This window comes from Pedococcus sp., from assembly GCF_036000045.1.
Lineage (GTDB): Bacteria > Actinomycetota > Actinomycetes > Actinomycetales > Dermatophilaceae > Pedococcus.
Map to the genome: position 1 here is coordinate 1 of NZ_DASYGF010000063.1, position 21,762 is coordinate 21,762.

General features: G+C 71.0%; 18 protein-coding genes and 1 pseudogene. 5 read left to right on the top strand and 14 right to left on the bottom strand.

All coding sequences use genetic code 11. The features are described from left to right. The 3 genes and pseudogenes from VGN50_RS09770 to VGN50_RS09780 form a co-directional block, all read right to left on the bottom strand. Window positions 1-353, bottom strand: a pseudogene (locus VGN50_RS09770) (phosphoesterase); the annotation flags it as partial. Between the two features lie 77 nt (window positions 354-430). Next, window positions 431-1,807 (bottom strand): ABC transporter permease, encoded by a 1,377-nt coding sequence (locus tag VGN50_RS09775; protein WP_327444571.1) that lies wholly within the window; start codon window positions 1,805-1,807, stop codon window positions 431-433. Beyond that, window positions 1,804-2,769, bottom strand: coding sequence for an ABC transporter ATP-binding protein (locus VGN50_RS09780; protein ID WP_327444572.1), 966 nt, complete (start codon window positions 2,767-2,769; stop codon window positions 1,804-1,806). The genes VGN50_RS09775 and VGN50_RS09780 overlap by 4 nt, the downstream gene beginning before the upstream one ends. Before the next feature lie 164 nt (window positions 2,770-2,933). Between VGN50_RS09780 and VGN50_RS09785 the strand changes: the two genes are divergently transcribed. Further along, the gene (locus tag VGN50_RS09785; protein WP_327444573.1) at window positions 2,934-3,623 is read left to right on the top strand and encodes an NADPH-dependent F420 reductase; all 690 of its coding nucleotides are present in this window, start codon (window positions 2,934-2,936) and stop codon (window positions 3,621-3,623) included. 11 nt (window positions 3,624-3,634) lie between these two features. Here VGN50_RS09785 and VGN50_RS09790 read toward each other — a convergent pair whose 3' ends face one another. The 3 genes from VGN50_RS09790 to VGN50_RS09800 are packed head-to-tail and all read right to left on the bottom strand — an operon-like array spanning window position 3,635 to window position 7,378. Then, window positions 3,635-4,420 carry a class I SAM-dependent methyltransferase gene (locus VGN50_RS09790; RefSeq protein ID WP_327444574.1) on the bottom strand — a complete coding sequence of 262 codons (786 nt, stop codon included), beginning with the start codon at window positions 4,418-4,420 and terminating at the stop codon, window positions 3,635-3,637. A gap of 44 nt (window positions 4,421-4,464) precedes the next feature. Then, window positions 4,465-5,184 (bottom strand): hypothetical protein, encoded by a 720-nt coding sequence (locus tag VGN50_RS09795; RefSeq protein ID WP_327444575.1) that lies wholly within the window; start codon window positions 5,182-5,184, stop codon window positions 4,465-4,467. 4 nt (window positions 5,185-5,188) lie between these two features. After that, a complete protein-coding gene (locus VGN50_RS09800; protein ID WP_414694591.1) occupies window positions 5,189-7,378 on the bottom strand; it encodes a DEAD/DEAH box helicase in 2,190 nt (729 codons plus the stop codon). A 302-nt stretch (window positions 7,379-7,680) separates the two neighbouring features. Here VGN50_RS09800 and VGN50_RS09805 point away from each other — a divergent pair, with 302 nt between their 5' ends. From VGN50_RS09805 to VGN50_RS09820, 4 genes are all read left to right on the top strand, one after another. Next, window positions 7,681-8,115, top strand: a complete 435-nt coding sequence (locus tag VGN50_RS09805) for a DUF4440 domain-containing protein (protein ID WP_327444576.1) — start codon at window positions 7,681-7,683, stop codon at window positions 8,113-8,115. A 7-nt stretch (window positions 8,116-8,122) separates the two neighbouring features. Continuing rightward, entirely contained in the window at window positions 8,123-8,794 is a 672-nt protein-coding gene (locus VGN50_RS09810; protein ID WP_327444577.1) for a TIGR02206 family membrane protein, read from the top strand. Between the two features lie 97 nt (window positions 8,795-8,891). Beyond that, window positions 8,892-10,097, top strand: coding sequence for an NAD(P)-binding domain-containing protein (locus VGN50_RS09815; RefSeq protein ID WP_327444578.1), 1,206 nt, complete (start codon window positions 8,892-8,894; stop codon window positions 10,095-10,097). Window positions 10,098-10,189: 92 nt separating this feature from the next. Further along, entirely contained in the window at window positions 10,190-10,447 is a 258-nt protein-coding gene (locus tag VGN50_RS09820; RefSeq protein ID WP_327444579.1) for a three-helix bundle dimerization domain-containing protein, read from the top strand. Here the strand turns inward: VGN50_RS09820 and VGN50_RS09825 are convergent. The 8 genes from VGN50_RS09825 to VGN50_RS09860 form a co-directional block, all read right to left on the bottom strand. Continuing rightward, on the bottom strand, window positions 10,397-11,743 hold the full coding sequence (locus VGN50_RS09825) for a M1 family metallopeptidase (protein WP_327444580.1): 1,347 nt from the start codon (window positions 11,741-11,743) through the stop codon (window positions 10,397-10,399). The two genes, VGN50_RS09820 and VGN50_RS09825, sit on opposite strands and share 51 nt — an antisense overlap. Next, the gene (locus VGN50_RS09830) at window positions 11,740-15,633 is read right to left on the bottom strand and encodes a Pls/PosA family non-ribosomal peptide synthetase (RefSeq protein ID WP_327444581.1); all 3,894 of its coding nucleotides are present in this window, start codon (window positions 15,631-15,633) and stop codon (window positions 11,740-11,742) included. Before VGN50_RS09830 ends, VGN50_RS09825 begins: the two co-directional genes overlap by 4 nt. Window positions 15,634-15,799: 166 nt before the next feature. Next, window positions 15,800-17,029, bottom strand: coding sequence for an acyl-CoA dehydrogenase family protein (locus VGN50_RS09835; RefSeq protein WP_327444582.1), 1,230 nt, complete (start codon window positions 17,027-17,029; stop codon window positions 15,800-15,802). Then, window positions 17,029-18,066 carry a phosphotransferase family protein gene (locus VGN50_RS09840; RefSeq protein ID WP_327444588.1) on the bottom strand — a complete coding sequence of 346 codons (1,038 nt, stop codon included), beginning with the start codon at window positions 18,064-18,066 and terminating at the stop codon, window positions 17,029-17,031. The genes VGN50_RS09835 and VGN50_RS09840 overlap by 1 nt, the downstream gene beginning before the upstream one ends. 131 nt (window positions 18,067-18,197) lie before the next feature. Continuing rightward, window positions 18,198-18,788, bottom strand: a complete 591-nt coding sequence (locus tag VGN50_RS09845) for a dienelactone hydrolase family protein (RefSeq protein ID WP_327444583.1) — start codon at window positions 18,786-18,788, stop codon at window positions 18,198-18,200. A gap of 197 nt (window positions 18,789-18,985) precedes the next feature. Next, the gene (locus VGN50_RS09850) at window positions 18,986-19,801 is read right to left on the bottom strand and encodes an alpha/beta hydrolase (RefSeq protein ID WP_327444584.1); all 816 of its coding nucleotides are present in this window, start codon (window positions 19,799-19,801) and stop codon (window positions 18,986-18,988) included. A 46-nt stretch (window positions 19,802-19,847) separates the two neighbouring features. Beyond that, window positions 19,848-21,134, bottom strand: a complete 1,287-nt coding sequence (locus VGN50_RS09855) for an RNA polymerase sigma factor (RefSeq protein ID WP_327444585.1) — start codon at window positions 21,132-21,134, stop codon at window positions 19,848-19,850. Between the two features lie 95 nt (window positions 21,135-21,229). After that, window positions 21,230-21,607 (bottom strand): YciI family protein, encoded by a 378-nt coding sequence (locus VGN50_RS09860; protein WP_327444586.1) that lies wholly within the window; start codon window positions 21,605-21,607, stop codon window positions 21,230-21,232. Between the last annotated feature and the right edge of the window lie 155 nt (window positions 21,608-21,762).

Sequence of the window (21,762 nt, forward strand, 5' to 3'; positions counted from 1 at the left end):
GGTGAGTAGGTCGGACCCTCCTGGCCGACGCTGCCGTCGGACAGCGTCTGGTCGACGCCCGCAGCCTTGCCGACCCGGTAGACCAGCTTGTTGGCCGCGAGGTCGAAGACCTGGAGCACGACGCTCTTGTCCGCGCTGCTCGCGGCGAGGAAGCGCCCGTCGGGGCTGACCGTCGACCCCATGAACTTGCCGTACTCGGTCATGAGCCGTGTGCCGAGGGGCTTGATGACCTGGTTGTCCGAGACCTGAAGACCGTCGGCGTACTGCGTCCCGACGGTGTGGTTGCCGAAGGCGTCGGTCGCGGCATACGCGATCCCACCACCGGCCACCGTGAGAGCCACGGTGCTGGTCAAGGCGATTCGGACCCTACGGTGGGTGCGGCTGACGGAGTCGGGACGGGACTCCGAGACGCGCCGTTGTCGAGTGACCTTCATGATCGTCCTTTCGAAGAGCTGCGTGACGAGAGGTCGACGAGACCGTCGACCTGCCACACGGGGTTGGGTGCGTCCCCGGTCGGGGTGTGCACCTGGAAGTAGCCGTTCACCTCCTGAGGGCCGTCACCGTCGGCGACGTAGCGACCCTCTGCGGCGATGTCCAGCTGGTAGACGGCCGTTCCCACGGCCGTGGCGTGGGGGATGTGCCAGGTGACGACGCAACGCCAGTCGTTGCCGGGGCCCTGGTCATCTCCGTGGGACCCCGCTCGGTAGCAGGACGCACTGGTACGCAGCTGCGCTTCGGTGACGTCCGGTCGATGAAGCTCGCGCGACTGCAGGCGGTAGAGGTGCGCGAAGGACGTGGCCATCGACTGCTCCACCTTCGCCTTCTCGATCCCGGAGCCGGTCGATGGCGTCGCCGTCGCCACGACCGCGACACTCGCCGCCACCACCGCGCCCAGCGCGAGGACCGTGGCCAGCAGCGGCCGAAGCCCCGGCCCGTCATAGGCGAGGTCGGCGAAGTCACGGCGCACGAAGATGAGATAGGCCAGCGTTGTCGCGACGACCACCCAGGCGAGGCTCACCACGAGACCGATCACCAGCGGACCGCTCTGCACCGGTTCGGTGAACAGGCCCCTCCACGCGAGGAAGCTCTGGCTCGGAAGGGCGAGCCGCACGGCCGCGGGCATCGGCAGGAGCTGGGCCGCCTGCAGTACGAAGGCCAGCAGCGCGGGCATCACCAGGCCGATGGGCGACCGGCCGAGCACGACCGAGCCGAGCAGGCCCACCGCCGCATAGGCCAGTGAGGCGGCTACGACACAGGCCCAGGCCAGCACCACGAGCTGCGCTGCGTGGCCCGCGGGAATGACCCGGCCGTCGAGTCCGACGAGGTCATGGTTGCCCACCACCGCGACTCCCCCGACGATGCTCGATACGGCGAGGCCGAGCTCCATGAGCAGGATCACGGCCGTGCTGGCCAGCGACTTGGCGGCGAAGATCCGGCGCGGCGAGCGGACGGCCATGACGAGGTAGCGCCACGTGCCCAGGCGATCCTCCGCGGCGAACACGTCGCCCGCCACCAATGCGGTCAGCAGGGGCAGCACCCAGCTGCAGCAGAAGCCCAGCACCACCAGCGCGGCGGCCCACCCGGTGGCCGCCATCCAGCGCCCGAACACCGTGTCGCTGGGCAGCGAGCTCTGCTGGCTGACGGCGGTGATGAGCAGAGCCGGGCCGACCCAGCAGCCGACGAGGAGGATACGGATCCGCCACTGCGTGAGCAGCTTGACCAGCTCGAACCGAAACGCTGCGGACAGGCCGGCAGGGCGGGTGACCGGGGGTGCGAGGGCCGGTGCCTCGGTGATGGCCGCGGTCACAGCTGCTCCTCGTCTGTCGTGGAGTCGCCCTCGGCGGTGAGGGCCAGGAACGCCGCCTCCAGGGGCGGCACCACGGGTCTCAGCTCGCGGACTGCCACACCGGCGCCGACGAGTCGGGTGACGAGCTCGTCGATGGCGCCCACGGGACCCCGGACCACCACCGCGCCGTCCTCAGGCTCGAGAGGGTTGCGCCCGGGCACCAGGGTCAGCCCGGGCGTCGCGGCGGCGATCCCGCGGGCGGAGGCCTCGTCGGAGGTGACGACCCGGTAGTCGAGGCGTCCGCTCTCGGCGGCGAGCTTGCGAACCGGTCCAGAGAACACGACTCGACCGTTCGCCAGCAGCGTCACCTCGGAGCACAGGGCCGTGAGGTCGTCCATGTGGTGGCTGGAGATCACGACCGCGGCGCCCTGTGCCGCGATCTCGCTGAGTACGCGGTAGACGTGACGCCGGCCGGCCGGGTCCAGGCCGTTGGACGGTTCGTCGAGCACGAGCAGCCTCGGCCGGGTCAGCAGGGCGGCCGCCAGACCGAGCCGCTGACGCATCCCGAGCGAGAAGCCACGAAGCCGGTCGTCGGCGACATCGGTCAGCCCCACCTGGCCGAGGGCGTGGTCGACCTCGTCCGCCGCGTCTCGACGGTCGCCACCACGCAGCGCCGTGAGCGCACGCAGGTTCTGCCGGGCCGTCAGCGAGGGGTAGAGGCCCGGCCCGTCGACGAACCCCGCGACGCCGTCAGGCACTGCAAGGACCCCGTCGACCGGGGTGCCAAGGATCTCGAGGGTGCCCTTGTCGGCGACCGAGAGGCCGAGCAGGAGGCCGAGCAGCGTGGTCTTGCCCGCGCCGTTGGGCCCGACGAGGCCGTGCACCTGACCGCTGGGGATGTCGAGGTCGACGCCGTCCAGCGCCACCACCTCGGAGAAGTACTTGGTGACGCCCCGTGCGCGCACTGCTGGCGAGCTCTGCATGGTTCCCTCTCGCTGGTCGATCCACCGCCGAGGCTAGGAAGGCTGGGAGGTCTCTGAGAGGCGGCCACCTGAACCGCGGGCAAACGTCACATTGCGGACAGGTTCGGTCTCAGAAAGGTGCCGATGCCCGGAATGACGGCGGCGCCTGGGCGGTTGGAGGGGGCATGACTACCTGGGGATTCATCGGCAGCGGAAACATCGGCAGCACCCTCGCCCGGTTGGCGGTGAACGCTGGGCATGACGTGGTCCTGAGCAACAGCCGCGGACCCGAGACCCTCGCAGAGCTCGTCAGCGAGCTCGGGCCGCATGCGAGGGCAGCCACCGCAGCCGAGGCCGCTCGGGCCGGCGACGTCGTGGTCGTCACGATCCCCCTCAAGGCCTACCGCGAGGTGCCCGTCGACGACCTCGCCGGCAAGGTCGTCATCGACACGATGAACTACTACCCGCAGCGCGACGGCCAGCTCGCAGCCCTCGATGACGGCACCTCGACCTCCTCCGAGCTGCTTCAGGCGCACCTGCCTGAGTCCCACGTCGTCAAGGCCTTCAACAACATCTTCTTCCAGCACCTGGGCGAGCTCGCCCGTCCGTCCGGCGCCGACGGTCGCAGCGCGCTCGCCATCGCCGGAGACGACCCTGACGCCAAGAAGCGCGTCACGGACCTCTTGGACGAGATCGGCTACGACACCGTGGACCTCGGCCCGCTCTCGGAGTCGTGGCGCACCCAGCCCGGCACACCGGCATACGGACTCATGTATGCCGCGGACGAGGCGGACTGGTCAGCCGGCGCACGTCCGGCGAGCACGGACGTCGTGGCGCAGCGTGCCGCGCAGGCTCAGCGAGCCGGGGTCAGCTGAGGAGCCAGCGGCTACTGGCCGGACTGGAGGCGGCTGGTGCCGACGAGGTGGAACACCCGGCTGAGCTGCCGGTAGGGGTCCCGGAGGCTGGCCTCGAGCTCGACGGCGGCAACGGCTTCGACATCGGTCTCCCCGACGGGGAGGTCCAGCCAGTCCGAGAACAGCCAGACCCCGTACCACGCCTGGGGCTCGACGCCGGCCCGCTGCAACAGACCCGACAGGTGCTCCACGGTGTCGCCACGGGTCTGCGCGCCGAGCACCCCGATCTCGGTCGTGGCGTCGAACCCGGTCAGGGCATCGGCCCACCGGTGCTCGAGGGCCGGCCGCACGGCCATCGTCTGCGCGTTGAGCGCCATGATCGAGACCACTCCCCCAGGCTCGACGCACTGGCCCATGACATCGACCAGAGGCTCCGGCGCGGGCTGGTACATCAGCACCCCGTGACAGAGGACCGCGGCGAACCGGCGACCCCCGGTGGCATCGGCCGCTGCCTCACCTGAGGCCCGGACGAGGTTGACGCGAGAGCGGACGTCGTCCGGCTCGTGCGCCAGGCGTCCCTCGGCCCTGGCCAGCATGGCCTCGGAGCGGTCCAGGACCGTGACGTCATAGCCCAGCCGAGCCAAGGGCAGCGACTGGTGGCCGGCGCCCCCACCGAGGTCCAGCACCGTCGCCGGTGGTGGCGGGAGGTGTCGCATCAGCTGCCGGTGCAGGACGAAGGTGCGCACCCGTCCCTTGACCGTCGCGTAGGCGTCATCGACGAACGGACCGGCCAACGCCCTCCAGGGATCCTCGACCATGCCGCTCATGCTCCCAGAGGCGCGCGCCGCGCGGACGCCCAGGATCAGGTGCCGACGGAGTCCACGACCTCGCCGACCGGCATACGCCGCACATGCACTGAGTGCGGCACCCCCGCCACGAGCCCCACGCGCACGCGGAACCGTGCCACACCAGGCAACGCCAGCCCCAGCGACCAGCTGCCCTCGACCGCATGGTGTTCCTCGTCGGTGAGCCCCAGGTCTCGGCTGTCGAGGCCGGGAAGAAGGCGCGCGACCGCGGCCCTGGCCTCGGCCAGTGCCGCCTCGTGCGAGAGGGCCACCGGCGTCGTCAACGGGGTCGAGCGAGCCGCGACCCGGGCAAAGGCATCGTGCACGGCGGCAGTCAGGTCGAGCTGGGCCGGGAGCGCGCCGGGGTCACTTTGGGGGGCAAGCACGAGCAAGACCCGCGCCCGTCCGCGTGCGCCCTCGTCGCTGCGATGGGTGCGCGAGACGTCCACGGCCCACTGCGGAGAAGGACCGGCCGCGGCCAGGAGGGGCTCGAGATCCTCGAGGAACGGCGCCTCGTCGAACCCGGCCGCCCCGGGGCCGTCTGCGTGAGGTCCACCCGGACCAGGTCCACCCTCACCAGGTCCACCCTCACCAGGTCCACCCGCACCAGGTCCATCCTCAGTCGGGAGGGCGACCTCGAGCAGGTACACATCGTGAGGCTCCCGGTCCAGCTCACTCGCGACGGACACCGTGACCTCCAGCTCGGCGACCAGCTCCTCGCGCAGGGTGGCGCCCATGGCGTCAGTACTCGGCCATCGTCGAGTCCGCCGACAAAGCCTGCTCCGACGAAGCCCGCTCCGACGGAGCCCGCTCCGACAAGGCTTCGGTGAGCAGGGCCACGAGGGCCTCGAGCTGGACGTCGGCGGAGGAGCCGACCTCCTCGTCGGAGCCGTCGAGGGCGCGTGCTGCGAGCCCGGCCTTGGAGTCGATGAGCTGCGCGATCTTGGGGTCGATGGTCTGGGCGGCGATGACCCGCCAGGCCGTGACCGGCTCGGTCTGGCCGATCCGGTGCACCCGGTCGATCGCCTGGGTCTGCTCGGCCGAGGTCCAGGAGAGCTCGGCGAGTACGACGTTGGAGGCCACCTGCAGGTTGAGGCCCACACCGGCGGCGGTCAACGAGCACACCACCACGCCGACGTCCGGGTCGTTCAGGAACGCCTCGACGTTCGCCTTGCGCACCTTCGCGGTCTGGTCGCCTCGAATCGAGGAGTACCGGATGCCGCGCTGGGCGAAGGTCTGCTCGGCGACGTCCATGACATCGATGTGCTTGGCGAAGAACACCACCTTGCCCACGTTGCGGACCAGCTGGGCGGCATAGTCGGCCGCGAGGCCGGCCTTGGCCTGCCCGATCGTGCGCATCATCGTGAAGACGTTGTCGCCGTTCTTGCCGGAACCGGAGTCTTCTCGCTCCCACGTGGCGACGCGGCGGACCAGGTCGTGGTCGATCCCGTCGACCACGGTGGCGACCTTGCGGTTGGCCAGTGCGGACTCGTAGCGGGCGACCAGGCGACGCGCCAGCTCCCGCTCGGCGGCGCGGATCGAACGGCCGGCCTCGTCGCCCAGCTCGACGGTGAGGTCCGCGACGCGGCGCGCGGGAATGTCGGAGGCGACGTCGACCTTGCGCCGTCGCACGATGCCGAGGTCGATGACGCTCTTGCGTGCCGCGGCATAGAAACCGTGGTCGGCAGGCGTCAGGCCGGTCTCCTCGAGGGCAGCCATGAGAGCGTGGCGCGGCTTGGTGTCGTCGATCCACCCGAGGAACTGCCAGATCGCTCTGAAGTCCTCGATGTCGTTGATCAGCGGCGTGCCGGTCAGCGCCATCAGGAGGGGGTTGGCGCGGCGGGCCCGGATGCGTTCGGAGAGCTCGAGCACGTGCTGCGAGCGTTGGGAGGACTTGTTCTTGATGAAGTGCGCCTCGTCGACGACCATGCCTCGGAAGCCGTGCTCCTTGAGCCAGCCGACGTGCCGGTCGAGGATCTCGTAGTTGACGATGACGATGTCGGCGAAACCGTCGATCGTCTCACCGTCGCCGTGGATGACCGTCGAGGTGCGGCGCGGGGTCCACAGCTCCGCCTCGTGGGCCCAGTTGGCCTTGACGACGTTCGGGACGGCGACCAGCAACGGGAACGCGTCCGCTGCCTCTGCGGCGAGCAGCGCCTGCGCCGTCTTGCCGAGACCCGGCTCGTCGGCGAGCAGGAACGTGCGGTGGCCGGCCGCGGCTGCCGACACGACCTGCGCCTGGTGGCGCATCAGCTCCAGCCCACGGATGCCGTGAGGCACCTCCGAGGGGTCGGGCAACGGCATACAGGTTGCGTCGCCGCCGAACTCGAAGGCGCGGAACAGGGGCCCCAGCAGCTCCCAGCCGCCGAGGCGGTTGGTGGTGGGACGGGCGGGCACCGCCGAGAAGTCGGGTGCGAGGAAGGGGTTGGCCAGCTGGCGGGCGATGACGGTCTGCGGGACCACCTGCCGCTTCGGCGCCGGCGCGTCGAGCACGAGCTCCGGCTCGGGCGCCTCTTCGGGCTCGGGCTCGCGACCGGCCGCTTTGAGCATCTCGTTCTTGAGGCTGACGGCGGAGGACGACACCTTCGCGTCGTCGGCCAGCAGGGCCAGGAGGGAGGTGTCTCGGGCGGCGGTCTTGGCCAGGATCGTGGCGATCCCGTCGAGGCGCGTCAGGATCGCGGTGCGCTCCCCCTCGGGCAGGTCAGGGTCCGCCTTGGCTCGGGCGCGTTCCTCACGGACCAGGAGGGCGATGACCTGGTACGCCGTGCGGCCTCCCGACCGCACGGGTCCCCTCTGAGCGGCGGCCTCGACCTGCCGGACCGCCTTGGCCAGCACGGGGATGATGCCCTCTTCGTCGTGGCCGCGGGGACGGCGACGGTCGCGCGACGCGGTCGGCGTCGCGCCGGAGCGGCGGCTGGCTCGCTGTGTCAAGCGGTTCCTTCTCCTCGTGTCCGACAGGTGTCGGACTGCGCGTCGGGCAAGGGTCGTGCCAGAGCCGGTGGTGTCGTGCACCGTGTGCGAGGCGGCGGCCACATGGCGCCGGCAACGCAACAGCTCGGGCCAACGCGGCCACGCGGCCTTACAACGAAGACCGGTCCTGCGACCGGTCGATGGCTCCCCTTGTCGCTGAAGCGACCTCGCCGAGGCGGGACGCAGGTCCTAGTCTACGTCGTCCGGCACCTTCAGGGGTACTACGGCACGCGCGACACGAGTCGCGTGGCAGAGTCTGCCCCGTGACACGGGACGACATCGCCGAGGTGACGGCGTGCGTGGAGACGTTCTTCGGGGCCTTCGCGACCGAGCCGGGGCTCGACGAGCGGATGGCCGCGCTCGCGGCGTCGTTCCTGCGGGAGGCCACGATCGCGCACTTCACGTCCGAGGGTGAGCTCGTCGTCGACGACGTCGCAGGGTTCATCGAGCCGCGCCGGGCGTATCTCGCCGGCGAGGCGGTGACCGAGTTCCGGGAATGGCCGCTGCCCGGGGAGGTGCGTGTCCTCGGTGACCTGGCGGTGTGGTCCGGCGCCTATGCGAAAGAGGGACACGGGTCCGAGGGCCCACTGGCCGGCGGCGGCGCCAAGGTCATCCAGCTCGTGCGGCTCGAGGGTGTCTGGCGGATCGCCCACGTCGCCTGGCAGGACACACCTGGAGGACCCCAACCAAGCGGATGATGAGTGGGTGAGCACTCCGCTCGCCTACTGGGTCGCGGTGGCCTCGGCCGCAGTGGTCGTCGCCCTCCTCTGCGTCGCCTGCCGGCGCAGTCCCGGCCCGTGGGTCGCGTGGGCCGGACGGGCGGTCGCGCTCGCGCTGGGTGTCGACGCACTGGTCTTCCTCGCCACTCCCGTGCTGCGGGGCGGCTGGTCAATCCGCACCTCGCTGCCGCTGGCCCTGTGCGATGTCGCACTCGTCGTGGCTGCCGTCGCCTGCTGGTGGCCGGGTTGGTTGCTGGGCGTGGAGCTCACGTACTACTGGGGACTGACCGGCACACTGCAGGCGGTCGTCACGCCCGACCTCACGGCCCCGTTCCCACAGCTCGAGTTCTTCCAGTTCGTCGTGGGCCACCTGGGCATCGTGGTGGCAGCCCTCTTCCTCGTCGTCGGTCTGCGAATCGAACCACGGCGCGGTGCGGTGCCCAGGGTGTTCGGCATCACCACGGCATACGCGCTGGTCGTCGGTGTCTTCGACTGGGCCACGGGTGCCAACTACATGTACCTCGCCGCGCCACCGGACCGGGCCACCCTGCTCTCGCTCCTCGGACCCTGGCCCTGGTACCTCGTCGGCGCGGCCGTCATCGCCTTCGTCCTGCTGGTGCTGCTCGACCTGCCGTTCCGGCACGTTCGCTCGCGCTAGGACCGTGGCCAGCGGAGCTATATACAGATCCCAGGAGCGGACCTATGGGTCGCCTTCATCGGTGTCGCCAAACCCCACCCGCGAGCGATGATGAGCCATGGACGTCACTGACGGGATGGATGTCGTCGTCATCGGCGCGGGCCAGGCAGGCCTCGCCGTCGCCCACGAGCTGGCCGCTCTGGACATCGACAGCGTGGTGTTCGAGCGCGCGGCCGTGGGCCACTCCTGGCGCAACCGGTGGGACAGCTTCACCCTGGTCACCCCGAACTGGACGCTGAACCTCCCCGGCCAGCCTTACGCGGGAACCGATCCCGAGGGCCACATCGGGCGCGACGAGATCGTCGACTACCTCGAGCGGTACGCTGCATCCTCGCCCGCCACCGTGCGCGAAGGGCTCGCGGTGACATCGCTCGCGGCGGCCGGCAACGGGTACCGCCTGACCGTCGAGGGCGAGGACGTGTTGGCCCGGACCGTGGTGGTGTGCACGGGGTCGTTTCGTGTCCCGCACCGACCGGTCGAGTTCGGTTCGACCCGAGTGCCCGCTCTCGACGCCACGGAGTACCGCAATCCCGACCAGCTCCCCCAGGGACCCGTGCTCGTGGTCGGCAGCGGCCAGACCGGCTGCCAGCTCGCGGAGGAGCTGTCGCTCGCCGGCCGGGAGGTCGTGCTGTCCTGCGGCCGGGCGCCCTGGCTCCCACGGCGGATCGGAGACCTCGACATCGTCACCTGGCTCGCTCGGACACCGTTCTTCGACCTGACCCTGGCGGACCTCCCGTCTCCGTTGGCGCGACTGGGCGCCAACCCGCAGATCACCGGCGCCAAGGGAGGCCACGACCTGCACTACCGGACGCTGCAGGCGCTCGGGGTTCGCCTGGTCGGCCGGGTGCTCGCGACGCGGGACACCCGCGTCACGTTCGCCGACGACCTCCTTGCCTCGGTGGCGTTCGGAGACGCGCGTGCCGCCGAGCTGCGCGACCTGCTACGCCGGCTACCCGACATACCCCTTGACGCGCAGGAGCTGGCGGACCCGGCTCCCTTCCGGGCGGACCCGGTGACCGAGCTGGACCTCTCCGGGTTCGGAGCCGTCATCACGACGAGCGGGTTCCGTCCCGACTACAGCACGTGGGTGGATCTGCCGGTCTTTGACGAGCTGGGCTTCCCGATCACCGACAACGAGTGCGCAGCTGCCCCGGGCCTGTACTTCTGCGGGGTGCACTTCCTCCAGCGGCGAAGCTCGAGCCTGATGTTCGGAGTCGGGCGGGACGCAACCACGGTGGCGGCCTCCATCGCACGCCTCCGCTGACCCGCGGGCGTCGCCCTCGATCGCCTCGGCCGGGCGCTCCCGAGGCCTGCTCCCTCTTGTCGGGAGTCGACCCCAAGGAGCACCCTGAACCCATGACCCAGGACGACGAGGCGCTCGCCCTCGAACACGTGCGTGAGGCACTGGCCGCCAGGTTCCCGACGGTCGACGAGCAGACCGTCCGCAGCGTGGTCGAGGAGGCGTACGCCGTCCTTGACGGACCCGTCCGTGACTACGTCCCGCTGCTCGTGGAGCGCCGCAGCCGCGAGCGCCTGACCGGTCTGAGCCGGCTTCCCCGGCTGTCAGCGTCTGGCGCCCAGGCCAGCGGTCCCCTTGTGCGCCAGGACGGGTAGCCCCGGCTCGTAGAGCCACTGCCCGAGGGCGCGGCGCAGCGCAGGTCCCTGTCGACCAGCCGCGCCGGCCAGGTGAGAGACGAGCTCCCCGGTGCTCACCGAGCCATACCGGTGAGCAGCCACCCAGGACCGGAGCGCCGCGAAGAACCGCTCGTCGCCCAGCAGGAGCCGCACCGCGTGCAGTGTCAGCGCCCCGCGCTTGTAGACGCGGTCGTCGAACATGCCGGCGGGCGTGGGGTCGGTCAGGACGAGGTCCTGGGGCAAGGCCGCGAGCCGCCGCCAGTGGGAGGCTGCATGCTGGCCGGCCGACTCGCGGCCGGAAGCCTCCGACCAAAGCCACTCGGCGTAGCAGGCGAAGCCCTCGTGGAGCCAGATGTCGCTCCAGTGCCTGACGGTGACGGCGTTCCCGAACCACTGGTGCGCGAGCTCGTGGGCGATGAGGCGTTGGTCCTGCCAGCCGAGGGTCAGGTGGTTCGAGCCGAACGTGCTGAGGGTCTGGGACTCCAACGGGATCTCCAGCGCGTCGTCGGTGACCACCACGCTGTAGACGGGGAACGGGTAGGGGCCGAAGTACCCGACGAAGGCCTCCATCATGGCGGGCTGCTCGGCGAGCGACCGGTTGGCCGCCTCGATGAGACGGGCCGGTGCATGGACCACCATGGGGACCGGCGAGCCCTCGAGCCGCCAGGTGGCATACCTGCCGATCTGCAGCGTGGCGAGATACGTCGCCATGGGCTGCGCCTGCTCGTACTCCCAGACCACCCGGCTCGCTGTCTGGCGTCGGTCCACGAGCGTGCCGTTGGCGACGGTCGTGTATGCCGGGGGCGTGGCGATGGTGACCCGGTAGGTGGCCTTGCTGGACGGCCTGTCGTTGCAAGGGAACCAAGCGGGGGCGCCGTCCGGCTGCGCGGCGACCAGGGCGCCGTCGGTCAGCTCCTCCCAGCCTGCTCCACCACCGACGCCGGGGACGGTGGTCGGGCGGCCGGAGTAGGTCACGACGATCTCGAAGGCCTGGCCCTGCAGGAGCGGCTCGGCCAGCTGCAGGTGCAGCCGGCCGGCCCGGTGACGGAACTTGGCGGGGGTGGTGCCGTCGACGGTCACCTTGCCGATCCTCAGCCCGTGCAGGTCCAGGGCCAGCCGCGAGGTGCCCTGGCGGGCCCGGCACGTCAGGGTCGCCCGACCGGCGAGGTGGTTGCTCTCGACCTGGTAGTCCAGAACGAGGTCATAGTGCTCGACGTCGTAGGTGACGTCACCGTGCTGGGGGAAATAGGCATCGGCTGCGGGGGGGACCGTCAACTGGCATCCTCGCCTTCCTGCGCCGTCCACGGGCCGATGGGGTTGCCGATCCACCGGGTGCCGTCCGGGACGCTCTCGCCCCTCATCACCAACGACACGGGTCCGACCGTAGCGTGCTTCCCGATCACGGCGGCGGGCAGCACCACCCCGTTCGAGCCCAGGGTGGCGCCGGTCCGCAGGACCACGGGCGACATGCTCAGGACCCGGTCGTGGAACAGGTGGGTCTGCACCACGCAGCCGCGGTTCACGGTGGCGCCGTCGTGCAGGGCGATGAGGTCGGCCTCCGGCAGCCAGTAGGTCTCGCACCACACGCCGCGCCCGATCTGCGCCCCGAGGGTGCGCAGCCACCAGTTGAGGACGACGGTGCCCGTGGCGCCTCGCGCGAACCACGGTGCGGCCACGACCTCGACGAAGGTGTCCGCGAGCTCGTTGCGCCACACGAACGAGCTCCACAGGGGCACGTCCCGCGCCGCCACCCGCCCGACGAGGACCCACTTGGCCGCTGTCGAGGCGAGGGCGGCCACCGCTCCGGCGACCAGCAGCGCCAGTCCGGTCAGCAGGGCCGCCGCCGCCCAGCCGAGGCTCATGGCGCACCACTCGACCACAGCGATGATGCCGACACAGATGGCGACGTGCACCATGACGGCGAGCAGGCGGCATACCTCCACCAGGGCCCGTGCCACGCGCAAGCGCATCGCTGGGTCGTAGGTGCGGCTGGTGTCACCACCGGCAGCCGTGCGGCGCAGCTCGGTCGGAGGGCTGCCGAGCCACGACGTGCCGGCCCGGGCCTTCTTGCGCCGCGGCGCGGCGGACAGCACGGCCACCAGACCACGTTTGGGGACCCGGCGGCCAGGCGCAGTCATCCCGGAGTTGCCGACGAACGCATGCTTGCCGACCTTGACGTGCTCGACTCGCAGCCAGCCACCGCCCAGCTCGTACCCGCCGAGCAACGTGTCGTCCGCCAGGAACGCCCCGTCGCCCACGGTCGTGAGTTTGGGGATGAGCAGCACGGTGGAGGCCTCGACGTCCTTGCCGATGCGAGCGCCGAGCAGCCGCAGCCACAGGGGCGTCAAAGTGCTCGAGTACAGCGGGAACAGCCAGGTCCGCGCCTCGTCGAGCACCCGGATGGTGGACCACGCCTGCCAGGCCTGGCGTCCGTGGATGGGGTGGTGTCCGCTGCCGAGGCCGATGCCGAGCAGCCGCACCAGGGCCGCCACGAGCACGGCCAACGTCACGAACCCGACCACGGTCGCGACGGGGAGCCAGATGAGGGCGGTGGTTGTCAGCGTCCGCAGGTCACGCGCCGACCGCAGCGGCGCGAGGACCGCGAGAGTGGCCACCACCAGGGCAATGCCCGGAAGCGCCGAGATCACCACGGCGACGAGCCCGTATGCCGCGAGCCACCGAGGCTTGTTGCGCGGTCGCACGTCGTCCCAGGGTCCGCGCGCGCGTCCGACCCGACGCGCGGGTGCGCCGGCCCACGACTCGTCGTCCGGCACGGCTCCGAACACGGCCGAGCCCGGAGCGACCTCGGCATCGGCGCCGACGCGGCTGCCCGGCGCGAGCGTGCTGCGTGCCCCGATCCGGGCGCCGGGACCGATCTCCACGGACCCGATGTGCAGCTCGTCCCCGTCGAGCCAGTGCCCGAAAAGGTCGACCTCGGGCTCGACCGAGCACCCGTCCCCGAACGAGATCATGCCCGTGACCGGCGGCACGGCGTGCAGGTCGACGTGCTTGCCGACGTGCGCGCCGAGCGCCCGCGCGTAGAGCCGCATCCACGGTGCGCCCGCGAGGTTGGCGGCGCCGAGCTCGTCGGTCAGCCGCTCAGCCGCCCACAGCCGCAGGTGGACCCAGCCACCTCGGGGGTATCGCCCGGGCGTCACGCCCGCCAGCAGGGCCCGGGCGCCGGCGGCGCTCAGGACGAGCCGACCCGCGGGCGACACGAGGACGAGCCAGCCGAGAAGCACCACCCACCATCGGACGCTGGGCAGCCAGTCCAGGCCGGGCCGGCTACGGGCCACCAGGTCGCCCGCGGCCACCCAGACGACCCATCTCAGCCCGGTCAGGGTCCGCACCGGGATGGTGAAGAGGACCTGGCCGAGCTGGGTCCCGAGCGGCACCGGCCGCACCAGACGGCTCTGGGCGCTGCTCGGTCGGGCCAGGTCGTCGAGCGTGGCCGCAAGGTCGCCGAGGCGAGGGTGGTCGTAGACGTCGGCGACCGTCACCTCGGGGAACCGCTCGCGCAGCCGTGAGACCAGGTGCGCTGCCGCGAGGCTGCCGCCGCCGACGTCGAAGAAGTCCTCGTCGGGGTCGGAGACGACTGCTCCGACGACGTCCAGCCACAGCTCCTGCAGCCACGCGGCGGTGCCCTCGAGCGGCGCGGCCGCGTCGCTCTCCCTCTTTCCGGCGAGCGTGGCCACCGGCCACGGCAAGGCGTCGCGGTCGATCTTGCCCGAGGTCCGGGTCGGGAGGTCGTCGACCTCGACGAGCCGCGGCACGAGAGCGGACGGCATACGGTCGCGCAAGGTGGCCAGCGACCTCTCGAGATCGAACCCCTCCCCGATCACGAGGTAGCCGACGAGCATCGCGTGGCCCGCGCCGGTGTGGCGCACGGCCGTGGCGGCGCCGTTCACCCCCGGCAGGGAGAGCAGGGCGCTGTCCACCTCGCCGAGCTCGATGCGCCGCCCGCCGACCTTGACCTGGTCGTCGGCCCGGCCGACGAAGACCAGTCCCTCGGGGTCGTTGCGGACCAGGTCGCCACTTCGGTAGGCCCGCTCCCAGCCCAGCGTCGGCATGGGCGCGTACTTCTCGGCATCCTTGGCGGGGTCGAGGTAGCGAGCCAGCCCCACGCCTCCGATGATGAGCTCCCCCGTCTCCCCCGGCTCGACCGGCTGCATCGAGCCATCCACGACCGCGAGGTCCCAGCCGTCCAGCGGGAGGCCGATGCGCACGGGAGGCTCCCCCGTCAGACGAGCGGCGCAGGCCACCACCGTCGCCTCGGTCGGGCCGTAGGTGTTCCACACCTCCCGGGTGGGCGTCGCCAGGCGGGTCCCGATCTCCGGCGGGCAGGCCTCGCCGCCCAGGATCAGCAGCCGGACCGCTGCGAGCGCCTCCGCCGGCCAGAGCGCCGCCAGGGTCGGGACGGTAGACACCACGGTGATCCTGTTGGCCACCAGCCACGGACCCAGCTCCATGCCGCTGCGCACCAGGGAGCGGGGCGCGGGGACCAGGCAGGCCCCGTAGCGCCAGGCCAGCCACATCTCCTCGCATGACGCGTCGAAGGCGACCGAGAGCCCGGCCATGACCCGGTCCCCCACGGTCAGTGGGGCGTCGCGCAGGAAGAGCCGTGCCTCGGCGTCCACGAACGCGGCCGCGGAGCGGTGGGACACCGCGACGCCCTTGGGCAGGCCGGTGGAGCCGGAGGTGAAGATGACCCACGCATCGTCGGTGGTCTCCGGCTCGGTCGGGGCGACGGGCTCGAGCTCCCCTCCGGGCACCGCATGCGTTGCCCCGGGCCCCGGCTCGATGACGAGCTCGTCCGTGACGACCGCCGCCACCGCGGCCTCGGTGAACACCGTCCGAGCGCGTTCCTCGGGGTCGTCCGCGTCGACCGGCACGTACGCGGCACCGGCCAGCAGAGTGCCCATGATGGCGACATAGAGGTCGGTCGTACCCGACTTCAGCCGTATGCCGACACGGTCGCCGGGGCCGACGCCCCACAGGACGAGCTCCGAGGCCAACAGCTCACTGGCCTCGTGGAACTCGCTGTAGGTGAGGACGGTGGCGCCGTTGTCGATGGCGGGCTCGTCCGGGACGGCCGCCACCGTCTCATCGAGGATGTCGACCAGAGTGCGAGGCGAGGGGGCCAGCGGGCCCCTATGCAGGCTCACCGTCGACTACCGCGGGGCCGGCGTCGAAGGGAGGAGATGGCTCACGGCGTCATTGTCCCGCCCGAACGCGAGGAGGGAAGCACACGCCGCCCCCGCAGCCAGCCGTTCACCGAGTCGACACCCGGCCGTGACCTCTGGAGCGAGCCGCGAGGCGTATGCCGCAGGGTCACGCCTCCCGCTTCGCCGCCTGGCGGCGCAGCTCCTCGCGAGCCAGGGTGAACTTGTGCACCTCGTCGGGGCCGTCGGCGAACCGCAGGGTGCGGATCTGGGCGGCCATGTGCGCCAGCAGGAAGTCCTGGGAGAGGCCGCCGGCGCCATGCGCCTGGATGGCCTTGTCGAGGATCCACTCGACGGCCGCGGGGGTGGCGATCTTGATGGCCTGGATCTCGGTGTGCGCACCCTTGTTGCCGACGGTGTCCATGAGCCAGGCGGTCTTGAGGGTGAGCAGCCGCAGCTGCTCGATCCGGACCCGCGACTCGGCGACCCAGTCGCGGATGACGCCCTGCTCGGACAGCTTCTTGCCGAACGCGCGGCGGCTGTCGACACGCTCGCACATCATCTCCAGCGCGCGCTCCGCGATGCCGATCGAGCGCATGCAGTGGTGGATCCGGCCCGGCCCCAGACGCATCTGGGCGATCGCGAACCCGTCGCCCTCACCCATGAGCAGGTTCTCCGCCGGCACCCGCACGTCGGTGAACCGCAGCTCCGCGTGACCTCCGTGCTCGTGGTCGTCGTACCCGAAGACGTGCATGTCGCGCACGACCTCCAGGCCGGCGGTGTCCCGCGGGACGAGGATCATCGACTGCTGACGGTGCCGGTCCGCCTCCGTGTCGGTCTTGCCCATCACGATGAAGATCGCGCAGTTCGGGTTCATCGCCCCGGTGATCCACCACTTGCGACCGTTGAGGACGTACTCGTCACCGTCGCGCACGATGCTCAGCTCGATGTTGGTGGCGTCGGAGGAGGCCACGTCCGGCTCGGTCATCGCGAACGCCGACCGGATCTCCCCGTCCAGCAACGGCTTGAGCCACCGCTGCTTCTGGGCCTCGGAGCCCGCCACGACGAGCGTCTCCATGTTTCCCGTGTCCGGGGCGGCGCAGTTCAGCGCAGGCGGGGCGAGGTGGATGGAGCGGCCGGTGATCTCGGCGAGCGCGGCATACTGCAGGTTGGTCAGACCGGCGCCGTGCTCGCCGGGCAGGAACAGGTTCCACAACCCCCGCGAGCGCGCCTCGGCGCGCAGCTCCTGCAGGACCGGGGCCGAGTCCCAGGCCCAACGGTCCGGCAGCTGCGCGATCTGATCGCGAAACACCGACTCGCTGGGGTACACGTGCGCGTCCATGAAGTCGAGCAGGTTGGCGCGCAGCTCCTCGGTCCGGGCATCGAAGGCGAAGTCCATCAGTAGCTCTCCTTGGTCGCGTGGAGCCCGGCGTCGAGCAGTGGGTGGATCGCGTCGCCGATGCCGGCGAATCCCTCGCCGACCGTCTGGCCCTTGAGGTAGCGGTAGTGGATGCCCTCGAGGATCGCCGCCAGCTTGTATGCCGCGAGGCCCAGGTAGAAGCCGAAGTGGCTCAGGTCGCGGTCGCTTCCGGCGGCATACCGGGCGATGATCTCCTGCTCGCTCAGGAAGCCGGGAGCCGAGGCCGCGTTGGTGACCAGCGGGAGGGCCGCGGACTCGCCCAGGCGGTGGTAGACGAGCATGAGGGCGAGGTCGGTGAGCGGGTCACCCAGAGTCGCCATCTCCCAGTCGAGCACGGCCGTCGCCTGGTCGCCGGCGTCCACCAGGACGTTGTCGAGCCGGTAGTCACCGTGCACGATCCCGGCCGCTGACTCGGCCGGGACGGCAGCCGCCAGCCGTGCGTGGAGCTCGTCGGCCGCAGGCAGGTCGCGGCTGTGTGAGGCGTCCATCTGCTTCTTCCACCGGACCACCTGCCGACCGAGGAAGCCGTCAGCCCGGCCGAAGTCGCCCAGCCCGACGGCCATGGGGTCGATCGCGTGCAGGGCCGCCATGGTGTCGACGAGGCGTTCGGAGATGCCGCGGGTCCGTTCCGGCCCCAGCGGCTCCAGCTCGCCGGCGAACCGGTATGGCGTGCCCTCGACGTGTTCCATCAGGTAGAACGGGGCGCCCAGGACGTCCACATCGGTGCACAGCGCAGACATCCGCGGGACCGGCACGGAGGTGGGTTCCAGCGCAGACATCACGGTGTACTCGCGGGCCATGTCGTGCGCGGTCGCCAGCACATGGCCCAGCGGCGGACGGCGCAGGATCCAGCGGCGGGTGCCGTCGCTCAGGGCGTACGTCAGGTTGGACTTGCCCCCGGCGACCAGCGTCGCCGACAGCGGCCCGGCTTCTACTCCAGCAGTCGGCAGCCACGCCGACAGCCGGCCCAGGTCGACTCCCGGGAGGGTGACCGCGTCGCTGCGCTGATCGTCGATGGCAGTGCTCCTGAGGTCGCGGGCGGGTGGCTGAGAGAGAGACTAAGCGCTTGCTTACCAGTCCGCCATCGCCCGCGCCGTCACGAGGTGACGCTTCGCCAGCCCCGTCTTGTGCGCGCCTGCGGGGGCTGTCAGCTGAGCCGGCTCAGGAAGTCTCGTGAGCGCTCGAGGACCTGTGACGTCGCCTCCGCGTCGTACGAGGGCAGCGAGCTGTCCGTGAACAGGTGCCGGTCCCCGGCATAGACGAACAGCTCCGCGCGCTCAGGTCCGACGACCTCGACCAGCTCGCGGGCGGCGTCGAGGTCGCCCTCGAGCCCGAAGAACGGATCCCGTTCCATCCCGTGGACCTGCACGGCGAGCCCCTCCGGCCACGGGCCGACGGCCCACTCCCCCGTGATCGGGAGGCAGGCCTCGTACAGCAACACTCCACGAGCACCGTCGCGGGTCTGGGCGAGCTCCTGTGCCATCGCGGCGCCCCAGGAGAACCCGGCGTACACCAGGGACGGCGGCAGCTCGGCGATAGCGCGTTCGGCTCGCTCCGTGAGCGTCTGCCCGCCGACCCCCTTGACGTGCGCGACGCCCTCCTCGATGGTCGCCGGCCGTTCGCCCTCGAAGAGATCAGGGGTATGAACCGTGTGGCCGTCGGAACGCAGCGCGTCGGCGAAGGCGACCACCCCAGGTGTCAGGCCCTGCACATGATGGAAGAGAACGACTTCGGCCATGTCAATGCTCCTGCGGAGTGGGACGGGTGGAACGCTGCCCAGATGCGTTGCTCGAGGCGGGGAGTGGGTCCAGTCGCTCTCTGCTGCGAAACCCGAAGTGGTGCTGCTCCCGCTTACCTGCGACTCGGCCTCGCCGCGTCACCTGCCCACACTAGCCGCAAACATGCGCGCAGACCTCGCCCTGGACGGCTGGGCGCTCAGCTGTCCCAGAACTCGCGCAACACCGGGACCGTGGCCTTGCCGCGCACCATGTGCGTCTCCCCCGGCAGGTCCCGCAGCATCCCGGCCGGGAGCGCTGCGGCGATGGCGGCTTGCGCGTTCTTCATGTACTCGGGGCTCTTGCCGCCCACGAGCACCAGAGCGGGGACCGTCACCTCGGACAGGTAGTCGGCCGGGAGCGGCTCGCCCTGTTGGTGCTCCAGGACCAGCGCGTAGTCGTTGGGCAGCGTGTGGGCGACCCCGCAGAGCTTCTTCCAGACCGGCATCAACCGCATCGTCATCACGCCGAGGGCCGGCACGCCGACCGTGCGCAGGAACAGCTGCACCGCATCTCCCCGTCGGCCGGCGTCGACCAGCTGCTGGGTCCGGATGCCGAGGTCGGGGTCATTCGGCTCGTGAGTGCTGTCGACGATGAACGGGGCTTCGTAGAGCGCGACCTTGCGCATCGAGACGCCCCTCCTGAGCGCCTCGAGCACCAGCACCGCACCCGACGAAGCTCCGATGACGAACGCGTCCGGTCCGGCCGCCCCGAGGACGGCAACGAGGTCCTCGACCTCGCGCTCCACGGCATACGGAGAAGAGCCTGAACCGCTCTCCCCCCGGCCGCGCCGGTCGTAGGCGAAGACGGCGAAGCTCGAGGACAGTCCGGGGATCAGAGCCTTGGCAGTGCCCATCGTGCGTTGGCACAGCGCGCCCTCGACCACGACGACGGCTGGTCCCGAACCCGTCACGTCGTAGGCGATCGCGGTGCCATCGGCGGAGGTGACGAAACGGGTGCTGGTGGTGGTGGTCACGGTTGGCATGATCCCTCCTCAGGGTCTCGCCCGTACGTCGAACGGGTCAGCGGGATTTCGACACGCGCGCGACATTTTCTTCGGCTCGCCTCCGCAGCACGGCGCGTTCCGCCTCGTTGCGGGTGCGAGCCGCGGCTTCGGCAAACGACTCCCCCGCGCCGGCGTGCAGCCCCGCCCGCTCGAGCAGATCGCCACGCACACTGGGGACCAGCGGCGAGTCACCCAGCTGGGTGGCGTCCAGCTCCTCGAGGATGGCGAGGCCGGCGTGTGGGTCGAAGGCCCGGCCGTGGGCCACCGCGCGGTTGACCTCGACGATCGGGCCCGGAGCCGCCTCGGCGAGGATGTCGTAGAGCTTCGCGATCTGGCGCCAGTCCGTGTCGTCGGGCGTCTTCGCGCGGGCGTGCTGCGCGGCGATCGACGCCTGGAGGAAGTACTTCCCGACGGGTCTCCCGCGCGCGGCGAGCACCCGGGCCTGCTCCAGCGCGACCAGGCCGCGACCGATCAGCACCTGGTTCCAGCGAGTCCGGTCCTGCGCCTCCAGGAGCACCGGCGCACCGTGCTCGTCGAGCCGCGCGTCGATGCGGGAGCCCTGGATCTCCAGGAGAGCCTGGAGTCCGAGCACCTCGGGCTCGTGGGGTGCGAGAGCGGCCAGCATCCGGGCCAGCCTGATCCCCTCGTTCGCCAGGTCGGGCCGCATCCAGTGCTCACCGGCGGCAGCGGAGTACCCCTCGTTGAAGATGAGGTAGATGACGGCCATCACGTCGTCCAGCCTCCTGTCGCGATCCGCGCCAGTAGGCAGCTCGAACTCGGCGCGGGCCTCCGAGAGCGTCTTCTTCGCTCGGGAGATCCGTTGGCCGATGGTGGACTCGGCAGCCAGGAAGCCGCGGGCGATCTCGCTGGTGGTCAGGCCGCCGACGAGGCGCAGGGTGAGCGCCGCCCTGGAGTCCGGGGTCAGGGAGGGGTGGCAGGTCATGAAGATGAGGCGCAGGACGTCGTCCTCGATGTAGTCGACCTGGGTATCGAGCTCGGGCACCTGCTCCTGCCCTCCTCCGGTCTGGGCATGACCGAGCTCCTCGGTCTTGCGGCGAAGGTTGTCGGCGCGGCGGAAGTGGTCGATCCCGCGGCGCTTGGCCGTGGTCATCAGCCACGCGGCGGGGTTGGCCGGTATGCCGGTGTCCGGCCACTGCTCGAGCGCGGCCACCAGGGCGTCCTGCGCGAGGTCCTCCGCGAGATCGATGTCGCGCGTCATGCGGGTGAGGGCGCCGACCAGTCGGGCCGACTCTGCCCGCCACGCGGTGGTGATCGTCTCGGCGGTGGCGTTCTCGGGCGGCACGTTCAGAGCCTACGAGGCCGGACGCTGCGACTCGGCGGCGTCCGGCCACGTCAGGCCCGTGGCACGCCCTGCGGCGGCCGGTGGGCGTGCCTTCGTCAGGCGTCGGCCGCCTCAGGCGGCGCCTCGGAGATCTGGCGCAGGGTGGCGACCATGCTGCACTCGGGCCAGAACTTGGCGTGCAGCTCGGCAAACTCCTCCTGGCCCGCGACGGCCTCCTCGAGCGAGTCGTACTGCAGGATGGCGAAGCCGCCGACGACCTCCTTGGCCTCCGCGTAGGGGCCGTCGACCCGCGAGGTCTCGCCCTTGCGCACCACGAAGTTGACCGAGTCCTCGGTGCCGAACAGGCCGCCGCCGTCGAGGAAGACGCCCTTGGCGGCCTGCTCACCGATGTAGGTGTCCATTGCGTCCATCAGCGCCTGCGGCGGCGCGCCGGAACCTTCTTCCATCTTCACGAATCCCATGAAGCGCGGCATGTCACTGAGTCCTTCCAGTTGGCGGGGAGTTGCTCTTTCGCACACACGTCGAACGGGCAGGGAGCTCTTCGACATCGACGTCACGAGTTTCTCGGACCCCTGTAGGGATACCGGTTGGTGGACCTCAGGTCCAGCCGGAAGCGGCACATCGGCGG

Excerpts from the sequence above, each read along its gene's own strand:
- VGN50_RS09780 (WP_327444572.1), bottom strand. The coding sequence starts at position 2,769 with ATGCAGAGCTCGCCAGCAGTGCGCGCACGGGGCGTCACCAAGTACTTC.
- VGN50_RS09785 (WP_327444573.1), top strand. The coding sequence starts at position 2,934 with ATGACTACCTGGGGATTCATCGGCAGCGGAAACATCGGCAGCACCCTC.
- VGN50_RS09790 (WP_327444574.1), bottom strand. The coding sequence starts at position 4,420 with ATGGTCGAGGATCCCTGGAGGGCGTTGGCCGGTCCGTTCGTCGATGAC.
- VGN50_RS09795 (WP_327444575.1), bottom strand. The coding sequence starts at position 5,184 with ATGGGCGCCACCCTGCGCGAGGAGCTGGTCGCCGAGCTGGAGGTCACG.
- VGN50_RS09815 (WP_327444578.1), top strand. The coding sequence starts at position 8,892 with ATGGACGTCACTGACGGGATGGATGTCGTCGTCATCGGCGCGGGCCAG.
- VGN50_RS09820 (WP_327444579.1), top strand. The coding sequence starts at position 10,190 with ATGACCCAGGACGACGAGGCGCTCGCCCTCGAACACGTGCGTGAGGCA.
- VGN50_RS09835 (WP_327444582.1), bottom strand. The coding sequence starts at position 17,029 with ATGGACTTCGCCTTCGATGCCCGGACCGAGGAGCTGCGCGCCAACCTG.
- VGN50_RS09845 (WP_327444583.1), bottom strand. The coding sequence starts at position 18,788 with ATGGCCGAAGTCGTTCTCTTCCATCATGTGCAGGGCCTGACACCTGGG.
- VGN50_RS09860 (WP_327444586.1), bottom strand. The coding sequence starts at position 21,607 with ATGCCGCGCTTCATGGGATTCGTGAAGATGGAAGAAGGTTCCGGCGCG.